Annotated in this window: 14 protein-coding genes; 3 read left to right on the plus strand and 11 right to left on the minus strand. The window is 71.7% G+C overall.

Features of this window, described 5'->3' with window-relative positions; all coding sequences use genetic code 11:
- Positions 1-71: 71 nt before the first annotated feature.
- The 3 genes from J2W20_RS09655 to glnA are packed head-to-tail and all read right to left on the minus strand — an operon-like array spanning position 72 to position 4,829.
- On the minus strand, positions 72-398 hold the full coding sequence (locus J2W20_RS09655; protein ID WP_307006326.1) for a cupin: 327 nt from the start codon (positions 396-398) through the stop codon (positions 72-74).
- A 45-nt stretch (positions 399-443) separates the two neighbouring features.
- Positions 444-3,479 (minus strand): bifunctional [glutamine synthetase] adenylyltransferase/[glutamine synthetase]-adenylyl-L-tyrosine phosphorylase, encoded by a 3,036-nt coding sequence (locus J2W20_RS09660; protein ID WP_307006327.1) that lies wholly within the window; start codon positions 3,477-3,479, stop codon positions 444-446.
- Positions 3,480-3,488: 9 nt separating this feature from the next.
- Positions 3,489-4,829, minus strand: coding sequence for a type I glutamate--ammonia ligase (gene glnA / locus J2W20_RS09665; RefSeq protein WP_307006328.1), 1,341 nt, complete (start codon positions 4,827-4,829; stop codon positions 3,489-3,491).
- 77 nt (positions 4,830-4,906) lie between these two features.
- Here glnA and panB point away from each other — a divergent pair, with 77 nt between their 5' ends.
- A complete protein-coding gene (gene panB / locus J2W20_RS09670) occupies positions 4,907-5,791 on the plus strand; it encodes a 3-methyl-2-oxobutanoate hydroxymethyltransferase (RefSeq protein WP_307006329.1) in 885 nt (294 codons plus the stop codon).
- Positions 5,792-5,793: 2 nt separating this feature from the next.
- Here the strand turns inward: panB and J2W20_RS09675 are convergent, their stop codons facing one another.
- Positions 5,794-5,982: an SPOR domain-containing protein gene (locus J2W20_RS09675; protein WP_066497450.1), complete on the minus strand. Its 189-nt coding sequence runs from the start codon at positions 5,980-5,982 to the stop codon at positions 5,794-5,796.
- Positions 5,983-6,047: 65 nt separating this feature from the next.
- On the opposite strand from J2W20_RS09675, the gene map reads away from it, so the two are divergent.
- Positions 6,048-6,926: a type I methionyl aminopeptidase gene (gene map, locus J2W20_RS09680; RefSeq protein ID WP_307006330.1), complete on the plus strand. Its 879-nt coding sequence runs from the start codon at positions 6,048-6,050 to the stop codon at positions 6,924-6,926.
- Positions 6,927-6,967: 41 nt separating this feature from the next.
- The gene (gene ppgK / locus J2W20_RS09685) at positions 6,968-7,771 is read left to right on the plus strand and encodes a polyphosphate--glucose phosphotransferase (RefSeq protein ID WP_307006331.1); all 804 of its coding nucleotides are present in this window, start codon (positions 6,968-6,970) and stop codon (positions 7,769-7,771) included.
- Positions 7,772-7,859: 88 nt separating this feature from the next.
- Here ppgK and nrdR read toward each other — a convergent pair whose 3' ends face one another.
- The 7 genes from nrdR to J2W20_RS09720 all read right to left on the minus strand — a co-directional run bounded on the left by nrdR (position 7,860) and on the right by J2W20_RS09720 (position 16,254).
- Positions 7,860-8,333, minus strand: a complete 474-nt coding sequence (gene nrdR / locus J2W20_RS09690; RefSeq protein ID WP_307006332.1) for a transcriptional regulator NrdR — start codon at positions 8,331-8,333, stop codon at positions 7,860-7,862.
- Positions 8,334-8,443: 110 nt separating this feature from the next.
- Positions 8,444-9,826: a histidinol dehydrogenase gene (gene hisD / locus J2W20_RS09695; RefSeq protein ID WP_307006333.1), complete on the minus strand. Its 1,383-nt coding sequence runs from the start codon at positions 9,824-9,826 to the stop codon at positions 8,444-8,446.
- 9 nt (positions 9,827-9,835) lie between these two features.
- Positions 9,836-10,399 carry a hypothetical protein gene (locus J2W20_RS09700; RefSeq protein WP_307006334.1) on the minus strand — a complete coding sequence of 188 codons (564 nt, stop codon included), beginning with the start codon at positions 10,397-10,399 and terminating at the stop codon, positions 9,836-9,838.
- Positions 10,392-13,925: a DNA polymerase III subunit alpha gene (gene dnaE / locus J2W20_RS09705; RefSeq protein ID WP_307006335.1), complete on the minus strand. Its 3,534-nt coding sequence runs from the start codon at positions 13,923-13,925 to the stop codon at positions 10,392-10,394. The genes J2W20_RS09700 and dnaE overlap by 8 nt, the downstream gene beginning before the upstream one ends.
- A gap of 94 nt (positions 13,926-14,019) precedes the next feature.
- Positions 14,020-14,946 carry an RluA family pseudouridine synthase gene (locus J2W20_RS09710; RefSeq protein ID WP_307006336.1) on the minus strand — a complete coding sequence of 309 codons (927 nt, stop codon included), beginning with the start codon at positions 14,944-14,946 and terminating at the stop codon, positions 14,020-14,022.
- A complete protein-coding gene (gene lspA / locus J2W20_RS09715) occupies positions 14,939-15,529 on the minus strand; it encodes a signal peptidase II (RefSeq protein ID WP_307006337.1) in 591 nt (196 codons plus the stop codon). Before lspA ends, J2W20_RS09710 begins: the two co-directional genes overlap by 8 nt.
- Positions 15,530-15,603: 74 nt before the next feature.
- Complete coding sequence (locus J2W20_RS09720; RefSeq protein WP_307006338.1) at positions 15,604-16,254, minus strand: DivIVA domain-containing protein; 651 nt, start codon at positions 16,252-16,254, stop codon at positions 15,604-15,606.
- Positions 16,255-16,376 lie beyond the last annotated feature (122 nt).

A 16,376-nucleotide genomic window follows, 5' to 3' on the forward strand; every position in this document is an offset into this window, starting at 1 on the left:
GGGGGCGCCGTCGTCGGCCCAGCCGGCCCGGGGGCCGGGCGCCCGGGGCGGGGTGCGGCCCGGGGGCCGGGTCAGCCGGTGACCGTGGTGAGGACGCCGGTGGCGTCGCCTTCGGCGGTGACGTCGTGGCGCGGGCCGGGCAGGACCGCGATCTGGCCGGGTCCGAGGCGCAGCTCCGCGCCGCCGGAGCGCACCACGAACGTCCCAGACAGGACGTGGAGCGTGGCCGCGGCCGGCTTGGCATGGTCGCCGAGGACCTGACCGTCCAGGATGGCCAGGAGCGTGTGGCGCAGCGTCCCGTCGTGGAGCAGTGCGCGCGCGCTCCGTCCGTGCGGGCTCGTGCGGGCCCGCTCGAGCTCCTCGGCTGCGGCGGCGGCGACATCGATCAGGGTGTGCATTCGTCTCTTCCTTTCTCCGTGTGCCGGGGCGCCCGGGCCGGGCCGTCAGCGCTCGGGCGCGTAGAACCGCCGCTCGAACACCTGCCGGGCCCTGCGGGTGACGCTGAGGTAGTGCTGCTCGAGCGCGGTGGCCTGCCCGGGAGGATACCCGCACCACCGGGCGACCGCCTCGAGGTCCCGCCGCGACGTGGGCAGCAGGTCCGAGGCGCGTCCGCTCCAGGCGACGTTCGCGCTGCGCACCCTGCTGGCCAGGCGCCACGCCTCCGCGAGGAGCTCGGCCTCCCCCGGCGGGATCAGGCCGAGGTCCGAGGCGGCCGTGAGCGCTTCCATCGTGCCCGTGGTGCGCAGCTGCGGGTGGCGGCGGCCGTGCTGGAGCTGGAGCAGCTGCACGAGCCATTCGACGTCGCTGAGGCCGCCGCGGCCCAGCTTGAGGTGCCGGGAGGGGTCGGCGCCGCGGGGGAGCCGCTCGGCCTCGACGCGGGCCTTGATGCGCCTGATCTCCCGGACGTCGGAGGGCGCGAGCTCTTCGGGATAGCGCACGGAGTCCACGAGCTCCATGAAGTCGGCGGCCAGGGCGTCGTCGCCCGCGAGCGGCCGTGCCCGCAGGAGCGCCTGGGCCTCCCACACGAGCGCCCAGCGCCGGTAGTACTCGGCGAACGAGTCGAGCGAGCGGACCAGGGGGCCGTTCTTGCCCTCGGGCCGGAGGTCGGTGTCCAGGGCGAGCGTGCGCTCGGCGAGGACCGGCGGCTTGAGCGGCTGGGTCAGGAGGGCGGAGAGGCTCCCGACGATCGCCAGGGCCTGGCGCTGCGCCGCCTCGGGGTCCGCGCCGGGGACCGGACGGTGGACGAACATGACGTCCGCGTCCGAGCCGTAGCCGATCTCGCGGCCGCCCTGGCGTCCCATGGCGACGACGAGCACCCGGGTGAGCAGCCCGCCGTCGGCCGTCTCCGCCGCCCCCTCGGCGACCCGGAGCGCGCCGAGCACCGCGGCCTGGTCCGCGTCGGAGAGGGCGTGGCCCACGGCCTCGGTGTCGAGGATCCCGGCGCGGTCCGCGAGGGCCACGCGGAGGATCTCGCGGCGCCGGATGAGCCGCACGAGCCGCATGGCCGCGGGCGGCTCCGCGTGCCGGGAGAGCTTGGACTGGATCTCCTGCCACTGCGCCTCGAGCGGGAGCGGCTTGAGGTCGGAGTCGTCGCCGAGCCACTTGACGGACTCCGGCGAGACCTCGAGCAGGTCCGCGATGAGCCGGGAGTCGGCCAGGACGTGGGAGAGCCGCTCCGCGGCCGCGGCCGAGTCGCGCAGGAGGCCGAGGTACCAGTGGGTGGTGCCCAGGGCCTCGCTGACGCGGCGGAAGGCGAGCAGGCCCCCGTCGGGGTCCACGCCCTCGGCGATCCATCCGAGCAGGACGGGCAGCAGCTGCCGCTGGAGCGCGGCCCGGCGGCTCACGCCCGCCGTGAGCGCCTCGATGTGCCGCATGGCGCCCTGCGGGTCCCGGTAGCCCAGGGCGGCCAGGCGTGCCTGGGCCGCCTCCGGCGTCAGGCGCGCCTCGTCCGCGCTCATGTGCGCCACGGTGTTCAGCAGCGGGCGGTAGAAGATCCGCTCGTGGAGCTCGCGGACGCTGCGCTTGGTGCGGTGCCAGGTCTCCAGGAGCTGCTCCGGCGACGCCCGCCCGAGGTCGAGCACGCCCTGCGTGGAGCGGGCGAGCGCCCGCAGTCCGTCCTCGGAGACGGGCATGAGGTGGGTGCGGCGGAGCTTGGCCAGCTGCAGTCGGTGCTCGAGCAGGCGGAGGTAGCGGTACGAGGAATCGAACTCGGTCGCCGCGCTGCGGCCGATGTAGCCGCCCGCGGCGAGCGCCGCGATGGCGGAGGTCGTGTCGCGCACCCGCAGCGACTCGTCCGTGCGCCCGTGGACGAGCTGGAGCAGCTGGACCGTGAACTCGACGTCGCGCAGGCCGCCGGCGCCGAGCTTGATCTGCCGGTCCGCCTCGGCCGCCGGGATGTTCTCGGTCACGCGGCGGCGCATCGCCTGGACGGACTCGACGAATCCGTCGCGCTCCGCGGAGGACCACACGAGCGGGGCCACGGCGGCCTCGTAGCGGGCGCCGAGCCCGGCGTCGCCCGCGATGTGCCGCGCCTTGAGCAGGGCCTGGAACTCCCAGCTCTCCGCCCACCGGGCGTAGTACGCGAGGTGGGAGTCCAAGGTGCGCACGAGCGGGCCGTCGCGCCCCTCGGGCCGCAGGTTGGCATCGACCTGCCACAGCGCCGGCTCGCGGCCCGAGGACCAGACGGCCTTGACCATCCCGGTGGCCAGGGCGGTGCCGATCGTGGCCGCGCGGGCGCCGTCCAGGGCCCCGGCGCCGTCCGCCTCGATGACGTAGATGACGTCGACGTCGGAGATGTAGTTGAGCTCGCGCGCGCCGCACTTGCCCATCCCGATCACGGCGAGGGCGACGGCGGCGACGTCCTCGCGCCCGAAGCTCGCCTCGGCCTCGGCCCGGGCCACTGCCAGCCCCGCCTCGAGCGCCGCGCCGGCGAGGTCGGAGAGCTCCGCCGCGGCCGTCGGCATGAAGTCGGTCGGGGACGCCGAGCCGAGGTCCCGCAGGGCGAGCTCGCACAGGTGGCGCCGGTAGGCGATCCGCAGCGCCTCATAGGCCCCGGGCCCCGTGCTGGCGGCAACGGGGCGCGGCGAGCGCGGGTCCGCGCCCACCGAGGCGAGCAGGGCCGCGCGGAGGTCGGCGGGGTCTGCACCCGAGGGCTCCGCCGACAGCGGACGCTCCAGCACGTCGAGGTGCTCGGGGTGCCGGATCAGGAACTCCCCGAGCGCCTCGGAGGCACCGAGCAGCCGGAACATCGGCTCGCTGCGCGCGGCGCCCTCCTGGACGATCCGGCGCACCTCCGGCCGGCGCTCGATCAGGCGGACGAGTGCCAGGAGCGCGGCATCCGGGTCCGCGGCCAGCGCCAGTCCCTCCAGGACGGTGGCCGGCTCGATCCCGTCGAGCTCGCGCGCGCCGAGGAAGCGCTCGGCGCGCTCGGGGTCCGCAGACCCGAGCGCGATCAGGCGGCGCGTCAGGGACGGGGCCACGGCGTGCGCCTAGAGGATGCCGAGGTTGCGGTGCAGCTCGTAGGGCGTCACCTCGAGGCGGTACTCGTTCCAGTCCTGCCTCTTGTTGCGCAGGAAGTACTCGAAGACCTGCTCGCCGAGGATCTCGGCCATCAGCTCCGAGTCCTCCATCGCGTTGACGGCGTCGTGGAGGCTCGCCGGCAGGGGCGAGTGGCCCAGCGCGCGGCGCTCGGCCGTCGTCAGGGCCGAGATGTCGTCCTCGGCGGCGGGCGGCAGCGGGTACTCCTCCTCGATCCCCTTGAGCCCTGCGCCGAGCAGCACGGCGTAGGAGAGGTAGGGATTCGTCGCCGAGTCGATGCCGCGGTACTCGATGCGGCCGCTCTGGGCCTTGCCCGGCTTGTAGAGCGGCACCCGCACGAGGGCCGAGCGGTTGTTGTGCCCCCAGCTGAGGTAGCTCGGGGCCTCTCCCCCGCCCCAGAGCCGCTTGTACGAGTTGACGAACTGGTTCGTCACGGCCGTGAACTCGCTCGCGTGACGCAGGATGCCTGCGATGAAGTGGCGGGCCGTCTTCGAGAGCTGGAACTCGGCCCCCGGCTCGTGGAACGCGTTGCTGTCGCCCTCGAAGAGCGAGAAATGGGTGTGCATGCCCGAGCCCGGGTGCGCCGAGAACGGCTTGGGCATGAAGGTCGCGTAGCTGTTCTGCTGCAGGGCCACCTCCTTCACGACGGTGCGGAACGTCATGATGTTGTCCGCCGTCTGGAGCGCGTCCGCGTACCGGAGGTCGATCTCGTTCTGCCCCGGGCCGTTCTCATGGTGCGAGAACTCGACCGAGATCCCCACCGATTCGAGCATGTTCACCACCGTGCGGCGGAAGTCCTGGGCCACGCCGCCGGGCACGTGGTCGAAGTAGCCGCCCTGGTCCACGGGGATCGGGGCGCCGTCGGGGCCGAGCTGGTCCGACTCGAGGAGGTAGAACTCGATCTCCGGGTGCGTGTAGCACGTGAAGCCCATCTCGGCGGCACGGGCGAGCGTCCGCTTGAGCACGTTGCGCGGGTCCGCCGGCGACGGCTCGCCGTCGGGGGTGAGGATGTCGCAGAACATGCGCGAGGTCGGCTCCGTCTCGCCGCGCCACGGGAGGATCTGGAACGTCGAGGGGTCCGGCTGGAGCAGCATGTCCGATTCCGAGACCCGCGCGAGCCCCTCGATCGAGGAGCCGTCGAAGCCGAGCCCCTCCTCGAACGCACCCTCGACCTCGGCGGGCGCGAGCGCCACCGACTTCAGTGACCCGACGACGTCGGTGAACCAGAGGCGGACGAAGCGGACGTCGCGCTCCTCGATGGTCCGGAGGACGAACTCCTGCTGACGGTTCATGGGATCTTCGCATCCTTACCGGTTGGGCCCTGCAACGCTTCCTCCACTCTACTGAAGCATCGACTAGTCTCATGCCTATGGCCCCCATGAGTCCCGACGCACCGCGTCACGACGAGCTGCCGGCGCCCTACGGGAGTGGGCCGGCGCCCGCGCCCCGGACCGGACGCACGCGCATCCACCACCTGGCGCAGGCCAAGGAGCGCGGAGAGCGCTTCGCGATGCTCACGGCCTACGACCAGTACACGGCGCGCATCTTCGACGAGGCCGGCATCGAGGTCCTGCTCGTGGGCGACTCCGCGGCGAACAACGTCTACGGGCACGAGACGTCCCTCCCCGTCACGGTGGACGAGCTGATCCCGCTCGCCCGCGCGGTCGCCGTCTCCGCCCCGCACGCCCTCGTCGTCGCCGACGTCCCGTTCGGCAGCTACGAGACCTCCCCCGCCCAAGCGGTCGCGACGGGCGTCCGCTTCCTCAAGGAGGGCCTCGCGCATGCGGTGAAGCTCGAGGGCGGCGCCTACTACGCGGACACCGTGCGGGCCATGGTCCAGGCGGGGATCCCTGTCATGGCGCACATCGGCTTTACGCCCCAGAGCGAGCATGCGCTGGGCGGCTACCGGGTCCAGGGCAGGGGCGACGCCGCCGGCCGCCTCATCGAGGACGCCAAGGCACTCGAGGCGGCCGGCGCGTTCTGCGTCCTGATGGAGATGGTGCCCGCGGACGCGGCGGCGGCGGTAGACGCCGCCGTCGAGGTCCCGACCATCGGGATCGGCGCCGGCAGCGCCACGACCGGCCAGGTGCTCGTGTGGCAGGACATGGCGGGCCTGCGCGGCGGCCCGGGCACGCGCATCGCCAAGTTCGTCAAGCAGTACGCGGACCTGCGCGGAACCCTCCTGGAGGCCGCGCGCGCGTACCGCGAGGACGTGCGGTCGGGGTCCTTCCCGGGCCCCGAGCACTCGTTCTGAGGTCAGTCCCGGTCGCTCCAGCCGTCGCCGTCGGCGTCCGAGGGATCCCAGGCACGGTTGCGCTCCTTGACCTTCTCGAGGGCCTTCTCGGCCTCCGCGCGCGTCTTGTAGGGCCCGATGAGCTGCGTCCAGTCGCTCTGGGCGTCTTCCTCGACCTCGTGCGTGCGGACGTTGTACCAGTACTCGACCATCTCCAGGCCCCTCCCGGGCCTCGGTCATGAAGCCCCACGCTGCGCTCGACTAGTACACTCACCCTATGCCTTCTACCCCCTCCACGGCACCTCTGGGCACGCTTGTCCGCGGCGCACTGAGCCCGGTCCGCCCGGTCCCGGCGTCGATCCCGCGCCCGGAGTACGCGTGGAAGAAGGCCCCCGAGAAGTACACGGGCTCCGACGTGCTCGCGCCCGAGCAGATCGAGAAGGTGCGGGCGGCGGGCCGGATTGCAGCCCAGGCCATCGTGGAGGTCGGCACGCACATCCGTCCGGGTGTCACCACGGACGAGCTCGACCGCGTGGGCCACGAGTTCCTCCTCGACCACGGCGCGTACCCCTCGACCCTCGGCTACCGGGGCTTCCCGAAGTCCCTGTGCACGTCGGTCAACGAGGTCATCTGCCACGGGATCCCCGACTCGACCGTCCTGGCGGACGGGGACATCATCAACATCGACATCACCGCCTTCAAGGACGGCGTCCACGGGGACACGAACTTCACGTTCCTCGTCGGGGACGTGGACCAGGAGTCGAGGCTGCTCGTGGAGCGGACGCAGGAGTCCCTCCGCCGGGGCATCAAGGCCGTCGCCCCGGGCCGCGAGATCAACGTGATCGGCAGGGCCATCAGCGCCTATGCGAAGCGCTTCGGCTACGGGGTGGTGCGGGACTTCACCGGCCACGGCGTGGGCGAGGCCTTCCACTCGGGGCTCATCATCCCGCACTACGACGCCGCCCCCGCCTACGGCACCATCATGGAGCCGGGGATGGTGTTCACGATCGAGCCGATGCTGACGCTCGGCGGGATCGAGTGGGACATGTGGGAGGACGACTGGACCGTCGTCACCCGCGACCGGAAGCGCACTGCCCAGTTCGAGCACACCCTCGTCGTCACCGATTCCGGCGCCGAGGTCCTCACGGTTCCCTGAACCACCCCTCCCCCACACGACCCGCGAGAGGCAGGCCGCGCATGGCAAAGAGCGAGAAGAAGAAGAAGTCCCGGGCAACCGCGATCGGCATCGACATCGGCGGCACGGGGATCAAGGGGGGAATCGTCGACCTCGCCAAGGGCAAGCTCGTCGGGGACCGCATCCGCGTCGACACCCCGCAGCCCTCCACTCCGGCGGCCGTGGCCGCCGTGGTCGCCCAGATCGTCGACGAGCTCGGCAGTCGGGAGGAGGCGCCCGACGCCGACAGCCCGGTGGGCGTCGCGTTCCCCGCCATCATCCAGCACGGCGTGGCCCGCTCCGCCGCGAACGTGGACAAGTCGTGGATCGACTTCGAGGTGGACAAGGCCTTCACCGACAAGCTCGGCCGGCCCGTCGAGGTGGTCAACGACGCGGACGCCGCAGGCCTCGCCGAAGTGCGCTTCGGCGCAGGCAAGGGCATCGACGGGACCGTCCTCGTCATCACCCTCGGCACGGGTATCGGGTCGGCCTTCGTGTTCGATGGGCGCCTGGTCCCCAACGCCGAGCTCGGCCACCTCGAGATCGACGGCCACGACGCGGAGACGCGCGCCTCGGCTGTGGCGCGCGAGCGGGACGGGCTCAGCTGGGAAGACTACTCCGTGCGGCTCCAGCGCTACTTCGAGCACGTGGAGTTCCTCTTCTCGCCCGAGCTGTTCATCGTGGGCGGCGGCATCTCCAAGCGTGCCGACGAGTACCTGCCGCTGCTGAAGCTGCGCACCCCGATCATCCCCGCCAAGCTCAAGAACGAGGCCGGGATCGTCGGGGCTGCGCTCCAGGTCGCGATCCACCACAAGCTCGCGAAGTAGTCCACCCGCTCTCCAGCGGACGACGGCGAGGGGCCCCGGACAGCACGTCCGGGGCCCCTCGCCGTGGTCGCCGCAGCGCGGCCGTGCCTCAGCCGGCGGCCGACTCGGGCGCGCCCTCCCGCTCGGAGCGGAGCACGCTGATGGCGGCCTCGAAGTCGGCGAGCGACTCGAAGTCCTGGTAGACGCTCGCGAAGCGCAGGTACGCCACCTGGTCGAGCCTCTTGAGCGGGCCGAGGATCGCCAGGCCGATCTCGTGCGCCCGGATCTCGGCGGAGCCCGCCGCGCGGATGGTCTCCTCGACCTCCTGGGCCAGGAGCGCGAGGTCGTCGTCCGTCACGGGGCGGCCCTGGCACGCCTTGCGGACGCCGTTGATGACCTTGGACCGGCTGAACGGCTCCCCCGCGCCGGAGCGCTTGAGCACGGTCAGGCTTGTGGTCTCGAGGGTCGTGAACCGCCGGCCGCACTCGGGGCACTGGCGCCGGCGGCGGATGGCCGAGCCGTCGTCCTGGAGGCGGCTGTCGACGACGCGGGAATCGGGATTGCGGCAGAACGGGCAGTACACGCAGTCCATCCTACTGAGCGCCGGGGCGCTCCCACAAGGCGCGACCACAACATGTAGTGCCGCTGACACTACGTGTTGGGGATGTGAAGGCGTCTGCCGCGGTCCGGGCGTCAGGCGCCGGCGAACCGCGCGTCGACCGCGTCGCCGTGCGCCGGGAGGTCCTCGGCATCGGAGAGGCTGCGGATGTGCGCGGAGACGCCCCTGAGGGCCGCCTCGGAGTAGTCCACCACCTGGATCGCACGCAGGAACGTCGTGACGTTCAGCCCCGACGAGAACGCCGCCGTGCCGGAGGTCGGCAGGACGTGGTTGGATCCGGCGCAGTAGTCGCCCAGGCTCACCGGGCTGTAGTCGCCGACGAACACGGCGCCGGCGTTGCGGATGCGGGCGGCGACGGCGGCCGCGTCGGCCGTCATGATCTCGAGGTGCTCGGCCGCGTACGCGTCGCAGACGGCGATCCCGGCCTCGAGGTCGTCGACGAGCACGACGCCGGACTGCTCGCCGGAGAGCGCCTTGAGGACACGGTCGCGGTGCTTGGTGCTCACGGCGAGGACCGCGAGCTGGTCCCGCACGCGGTCCGCCAGCTCCGGCGAGTCCGTGATGAGGACGCTGCCGGCCCGGGGGTCGTGCTCGGCCTGGCTGATGAGGTCCGCCGCGACGAGTTCCGGGCGAGCCCCGGCGTCGGCGAGGATGGCAATCTCGGTGGGGCCGGCCTCCGCGTCGATGCCGACGACGCCCTTGACGAGCCGCTTGGCGGTGGCCACGAAGATGTTGCCCGGCCCGGTCACGACGTCGGCGGGCTCGATCGCGGGCAGTGCCCCGGCGCCGTCGCGCGCGCCTCCCGTGCCCGCGGGGATCCCGTAGGCGAACGAGACGATCGCCTGCGCGCCGCCGATCGCGTACACCTCGTCGATGTCCAGCAGGGCCGCGGCGGCGAGGATGGTCGGGTGGGGCAGGCCCCCGTTCTCCTTCTGGGGCGGGGACGCGAGCGCGATCGAGCCGACGCCGGCCGCCTGGGCCGGCACCACATTCATGACCACGCTCGAGGGGTAGACCGCGAGGCCGCCCGGGACGTAGAGGCCCACCCGGTTCACCGGCACCCAGCGCTGGGTGACCGACGCGCCGTCGGCCGGGTGCACGGTGACGTCGGCGGGGACCTGCGCGGCCGCGAACGCCCGGGCGCGCGCGATCGACTCCTCGAGGGCGGCGCGAACGCTGGGATCGAGCCCCTCGAGGGCGGCGGAGATGGCCTCGGAGGGGACGCGCGGGTGGCGCTGCTCGACGCCGTCGAACTTCGCGGCCAGGTCGGAGAGCGCCGCGAAGCCGCGGGACCGCACCTCGGCGATGATCCCGCGCACGGTGTCCTCCACGCCCGAGCCGTTGCCTGCCGCCAGGCGCGGGACCGCTGCCTTCAGCTCCGCGGGGCCGAGGGCATGTCCCCGCAGGTCGACGGTGCGGAAGGCGGGCGAGGCGGGAGTGGGGGCGGCGGAAGTCACCGCCCCAGTCTACCGGCGGCGCCCCGGCCGCTGCGCGGCCGCCGAGTCCGCTCCGTCGCGGGGCGGGACCCACCACAGGGTGGTGAAGGCGAGCACCGCGAGGGCGACGACGGCGGGCCAGACCGCGAGGGCGCTGAGGGCCTGCAGCCCGAACGCCGACTCGGCGACCGAGGGGCTGACCCCGCGGGCCCCGAGCACGTGGCCGAGTCCCACGCCGGTCCCCCAGGCGGCGAGCGTGCCGAGCGTGCTCCCCGCCAGGGCGGACAGGCCCCGGTTCGGCAGGCCGGGCCGGCGGCGGCTGGCCGCGAGCGCGACGGTGATCGAGAGTGCGGCGGCCAGGCCGAGGGCGCTGAAGAGGAGGTCCCGCTCGTCCCAGGTCTGGTAGTCGGTCCCGGCGCCGTAGAACAGGCCGCCGGGCGCCGCGGCGATCCAGACGGTGCCCAGCACCAGGCCGCCCAGCAGCGGATACACGCACCAGCGCACGAGGGACATCCGCTCCCGCCGGTCGGCGCGCTGCGCGTCCTGGGCCGCGGGCGTGCCGGGGTCCGCGCGCGCCTCTCCCGCCTCAGGCATCGAGGCAGGCCGGGCCGAGGAGGACCTTGAGGTCTCCGAACAGGGCGGGGTTGGGGTTGACCCGCAGGTGGACGCCGAGCCGCATCACCTCGATGCTGCGCGTGCCCTGGAGCCGGAGCTGGACCTCGTTGTGGCCGGGATGCGTCTTGAGGACGTCGCCGAGCTGGGTCACCACGCGTTCGGTCGCCTTGTGGGTGGGCATGCTGATGACCACCGGTCCGCCCGTGGCGTCCGAGAGGTCCGGGACCGTGAGCTCCATGGCGTTGAGCGCCACGTTGCCGTCGTCGCGGCGCTGGAGCCTTCCCTTGACGACGACGATGAGGTCCTCGGCGAGGATCGAGGAGATCGGGCCGTAGACCTGGCCGAAGAACATCACCTCGATTGACGCCCCCAGGTCCTCGATCTCGGCGCGGGCGTAGGCGTTGCCGCTGGCCTTGGCGATGCGGCGGGACAGGGACGTGATCATGCCGGCGATGGTCACGATCGACCCGTCGGCCGGGCCCTCGTCCGCGATCAGGGCGTTGATCCCGGTCTCGGCGTGCTGCGCGAGCACGCCCTCCAGGCCCTGGAGCGGGTGGTCGGATACGTAGAGGCCGAGCATGTCGCGCTCGAAGGCGAGCTTGTCCTTCTTCTCCCACTCGGGCAGGTCGGGGATCTCGACGGCGAGGCCGGCCGCCCCGCCGCCCTCGGCGTCGCCGAAGGCGCTGAAGAGGTCGAACTGGTTGTTCGCCTCGTTGCGCTTGAGCGTGATGACGGCGTCCACCGCCTCCTCGTGGATCATGGCGAGGGAGCGCCGTGGGTGGCCGAGCGAGTCGAACGCGCCGGCCTTGACGAGGGATTCGATGGTGCGCTTGTTGCACACCACGGCGGGGACCTTGGTGAGGAAGTCGGAGAATCCGGTGAAGGCGCCCTTCTCCTCCCGTGCGGCGACCATCGCATGGACCACGTTGGCCCCGACGTTGCGGACGGCGCCCATGCCGAAGCGGATGTCCTTGCCCACCGGGGTGAAGTTCAGCGACGACTCGTTCACGTCCGGCGGCAGGACGGTGATGCCCATGTGCCGGCACTCGTTCAGGTACATGGCCGACTTGTCCTTGTCGTCGCCGACGGACGTCAGGAGTGCGGCCATGTACTCGGCGGGGAAGTGCGCCTTGAGGTAGGCGGTCCAGTAGGACACGACGCCGTACGCGGCCGAGTGCGCCTTGTTGAAGGCGTAGTCCGAGAAGGGCAGCAGGATGTCCCAGAGGGCCTTGACCGCCTCGTCGGAGAAGCCGCGCTCGCGCATGCCGCCGGAGAAGCCCGCGAACTGCTTGTCCAGCTCCGACTTCTTCTTCTTTCCCATGGCACGGCGGAGGATGTCCGCCTGTCCGAGCGAGTAGCCGGCCACCTTCTGGGCGATGGCCATGACCTGCTCCTGGTAGACGATCAGGCCAAAGGTCGTGTCGAGGATGTCCTTGAGGGGTTCCTCGAGCTCGGGGTGGATCGGGGTGATCTCCTGCAGCCCGTTCTTGCGCAGCGCGTAGTTGGTGTGCGCGTTGGCGCCCATCGGTCCGGGCCGGTAGAGGGCCAGGACGGCGGAGATGTCCTCGAAGTTGTCCGGGCGCATGAGCTTCAGGAGCGAGCGCATGGGGCCGCCGTCGAGCTGGAACACCCCGAGGGTGTCGCCGCGGGCCAGGAGCTCGTAGGAGGCCGCGTCGTCGAGCTCGAGGCGCTCGAGGTCCAGGTCGATGCCCTGGTTGAGCTTGATGTTGTCTAGGGCGTCCGTGATGATCGTCAGGTTCCTCAGGCCGAGGAAGTCCATCTTGATCAGGCCCAGGCCCTCGCAGGTCGGGTAGTCGAACTGCGTGATGACCTGGCCGTCCTGCTCGCGGCGCATGATCGGCACGATGTCGATGAGCGGGTGCGAGGACATGATGACGCCGGCCGCGTGGACGCCCCACTGGCGCTTGAGCCCCTCGAGGCCGGTCGCGGTCTCGAAGACGCGCTGGGCGTCGGGGTCGGTGCGCAGCAGCTCGCGCATCTCCTCGGCCTCGCCGTAGCGCTTGGCCTCGGGGTTGTGGATGTCCGCGAGGGGCATGCCCTTGCCCATGACGTCCGGCGGCATGGCCTTGGTGAGGCGCTCCCCCACCGAGAACGGGTAGCCGAGCACGCGGGAGGAGTCCTTGAGGGCCTGCTTGGCCTTGATCGTGCCGTAGGTGACGATCATCGCGACACGGTCGTCGCCGTACTTCTCGGTGACGTACTTGATGACTTCCGAGCGGCGCCGGTCATCGAAGTCGACGTCGAAGTCGGGCATCGAGACGCGGTCCGGGTTGAGGAAGCGCTCGAAGATCAGCCCGTGGTCCAGCGGATTCAGGTCGGTGATGCGCATGGCGTAGGCGGCCATGGAGCCGGCGCCGGAGCCGCGGCCCGGTCCGACGCGGATGCCATTGTCCTTGGCCCAGTTGATGAAGTCCGCGACGACGAGGAAGTAGCCCGGGAAGCCCATCTGGGTGATGATCCCGATCTCGTACTCGGCCTGCTTCCGGACGGCGTCCGGGATGCCGGCGGGGAAGCGGTAGTGGAGGCCGCGCTCGACCTCCTTGACGAACCAGGACTCCTCGTTCTCCCCCTCCGGGCAGGGGAAGCGGGGCATGTAGCTGGCCTTGGTGTTGAATTCGACGTCGCACCGCTCGGCGATGAGCAGGGTGTTGTCGCAGGCCTGGGGGTGGTCGCCGAAGATCGCGCGCATCTCGTCCGGGGACTTGAGGTAGAACTCGTCCGCGTCGAACTTGAACCGCTTGGGGTCGGCGAGCGTCGAGCCCGACTGGACGCACAGGAGCGCGGCGTGGCTCGAGGCGTCCTCGGCGTGGGTGTAGTGCAGGTCATTGGTGGCGACGAGCGGGAGCCCGAGGTCCTTGGCGAGGCGGTACAGCTCGGCCTGGACGTTGCGCTCGATGTCGAGGCCGTGGTCCATGACCTCGCAGAAGAAGTTGTCGGCCCCGAAGATGTCGCGGAACTCGGAGGCCGCCTCGCGCGCCTCCTTGTAGAGGCCGAGGCGCAGCTTCGTCTGGACCTCCCCGGAGGGGCACCCGGTGGTCGCGATGATGCCCTTGCCGTAGGTCTGCAGGAGGTCGCGGTCCATGCGGGGCTTGTAGAGGTAGCCCTCGAGGGACGCCAGCGAGGACATCCGGAAGAGGTTGTGCATGCCCTGGGTGTTCTCGGCCCACATCGTCATGTGGGTGTAGGCGCCGGCGCCGGAGACGTCGTCGCGGCCGCCCTCGCCCCAGCGGACACGGGTCTTGTCCTGCCGCGCGGTGCCGGGCGTGAGGTAGGCCTCCACCCCGATCACCGGCTTGATCCCTGCGTCCGTGGCCTTCTTCCAGAAGTCGAACGCGCCGAACACGAAGCCGTGGTCGGTGGTGGCGAGCGCATTCATGCCGAGCTCCTCGGCATGGCTGAACAGGTCCCCGAGCCGCGCCGCGCCGTCGAGCATCGAGTACTCGGTGTGGTTGTGGAGATGGACGAACGAACTGCTGGAGGTCACCGACCCAGTCTAGGCGTCGCCGCCGGCAGCTCGGCGGAGGCACGACGGCGTCCTCCGGGCTGCGGACCCGGCGCGCCGCGGCGTGGGGCGCAGCTCAGACGCGGCCCTCGCGCAGGACGTCGATCGCGTACTGCAGGTCTGCGGGGTACGGGCTCACGGCGTCGACCCGCTCGCCGGTCCTCGGGTGCGCGAACGCGAGCCGGTAGGCGTGCAGCCACTGGCGGGTGAGGCCGAGGTCCGCGGCGAGCCGGGGGTCCGCCCCGTAGGTCAGGTCGCCCGCGCACGGGTGGTGGAGCGCCGAGAAGTGGACGCGGATCTGGTGCGTGCGGCCGGTCTCGAGGTGGACCTCGACGAGGCTGGCGCGGCCGAAGGCCTCGATCACCTCGTAGTGGGTCACGGACGGACGCCCGTCCTCGATGACCGCGAAGCGCCAGTCGTACCCCGGATGGCGGCCGATGGGCGCGTCGATGGTCCCCTCGAGGGGGTCCGGGATGCCCTGGACCACGGCGTGGTAGACCTTCTCGACGGTCCGGTCCTTGAACGCCTGCTTGAGCGCGGTGTAGGCGAGTTCGGTCTTGGCCACCACCATGGCACCGGAGGTGCCCACGTCGAGCCGGTGCACGATGCCGGCGCGCTCGGGCGCGCCGGAGGTCGAGATCCTGTAGCCGGCGCCGGCGAGGCCCCCGACCACGGTCGGGCCCACCCACCCCGGCGAGGGGTGCGCAGCGACGCCCACCGGCTTGTCCACGACCACGAAGTCCTCGTCGTCGATGAGGATCTCGAGTCCGTCCACCTTCTCCACCACCACTTCCAGAGGGTCCCGCGTCTCGGGCCGTTCCACGAGGAGTTCCTCACCCGCGCCGACCTTCGCCGACTTCGCCACGGCCTTCCCGCCCGAGAGGACGTGGCCGCCGGCCAGGAGGGAGGCGGCCACGGACCGCGAGACCCCGAGGAGGGCGCCGAGCACGGCGTCGGCGCGTCCGCCCGCGAGGTCCTCGGGGACCACGAGGACCTCAGCCACGGTCCGGCTCCGCGTCTGGACCGCCCGCGCCCTCGGCACCCGCGTCGGGCCCGCCTGCGTGCCGCTGGCGCGTCCCGTCGGGCGAGCGGCCCAGGAGCGTGAGCAGGCAGACCAGCACGACGCCGCAGACCACGGCGGAGTCCGCGACATTGAAGATGGCGAAGTGGGGCAGCGAGATGAAGTCGACGACGTGGCCCATGCCGAAGGAGGGCTCGCGGAAGAGGCGGTCGGTGAGGTTGCCCAGGGCGCCGCCGAGGACGAGACCCAGCGCAGCGCCCCACCACAGCGAGCGGACCCTGCGCGTGTAGACGATGATGCCGACGGCCACCACGGTCATGATGATCGTGAAGACCCAGGTGATGCCCTCGCCGATCGAGAAGGCGGCCCCCGAGTTGCGGATGTAGTACCACTGCAGCAGCGGCGGGAGGACGGGGATGCGCTGGCCCTCGACCATCGTGCTCGTCACCCACAGCTTGGTGAGCTGGTCACCGGTGTAGGCGACGGCGGCGATGAGGGCCAGGAGCACGACGGCGCGCCGTCGCCGCCGGAGCGGGACGGCGGGAACGTCTTCAGTAGTGTCCATGCTTCTTTCCGATGGCAGCGCGAGGCCGGCGCCCGCCGTAGGCGGCCGCCGGCCTCGATGGCTCACGCGGTGGATCAGACCTCGGCGTTGTCGGAGATCTCAGCCGTGGCCACCGACCCGCGCGACTCGAGGTCGCGCAGCTGGCCCTCGATGTAGGCCTTGAGCCGGGAGCGGTAGTCGCGCTCGAAGCCGCGGAGCTGCTCGACCTTGCGCTCGAGCACCGAGCGCTGCTGCTCGAGGGCGCCGAGGGTCTTGCGGGACTTCTCCTGGGCGTCGTTGACGAGGCTGCTGGCCTCGATCTGGGCCTCGGCGATGATCTTGTCGCGCTGGTCGAGGCCGTCCTGCACGTGCTTGTCGTGCATCTGCTGCGCCATGGCGAGCAGGCCTGCAGCGGACTCGGCGACCGCGGTGCGGCCGTCGCCGCCCTGGGCGGGGGCCTTCGGCGCCTGCGCCGCGGGGGCCGGGGCGACCTCCTTGGCGGGCTCGGGCTTGGTCTCCTCGCGCACCTCGGCAGGCGCCGGCTTCTCGGCGGCCTGGGGGGCAGCGCCCTGCTTGCCGGAGAGCTCGGCGACCTTCTTGCGGAGCTCGTCGTTCTCCTGGTTGAGGCGGCGGAGCTCGATCACGATCTCATCGAGGAAATCGTCGACTTCGTCCTGATCGTAGCCTTCGCGGAACTTGGTCGGCTGGAACCGCTTGTTGACAACGTCTTCTGGCGTCAGAGCCATCTGCTCACCTCATTGGTCTAATCGGTCAGGCAGCATCCGCCACCACGACTACCGTATCTTGAATTTGCTGGTGGATGCTCGGCACGCCGCCGCCGCGGCAGCGGGCGGGCACGAGCTGGGAG

The organism is Sinomonas atrocyanea (assembly GCF_030812675.1).
Taxonomy (GTDB): domain Bacteria; phylum Actinomycetota; class Actinomycetes; order Actinomycetales; family Micrococcaceae; genus Sinomonas; species Sinomonas atrocyanea_B.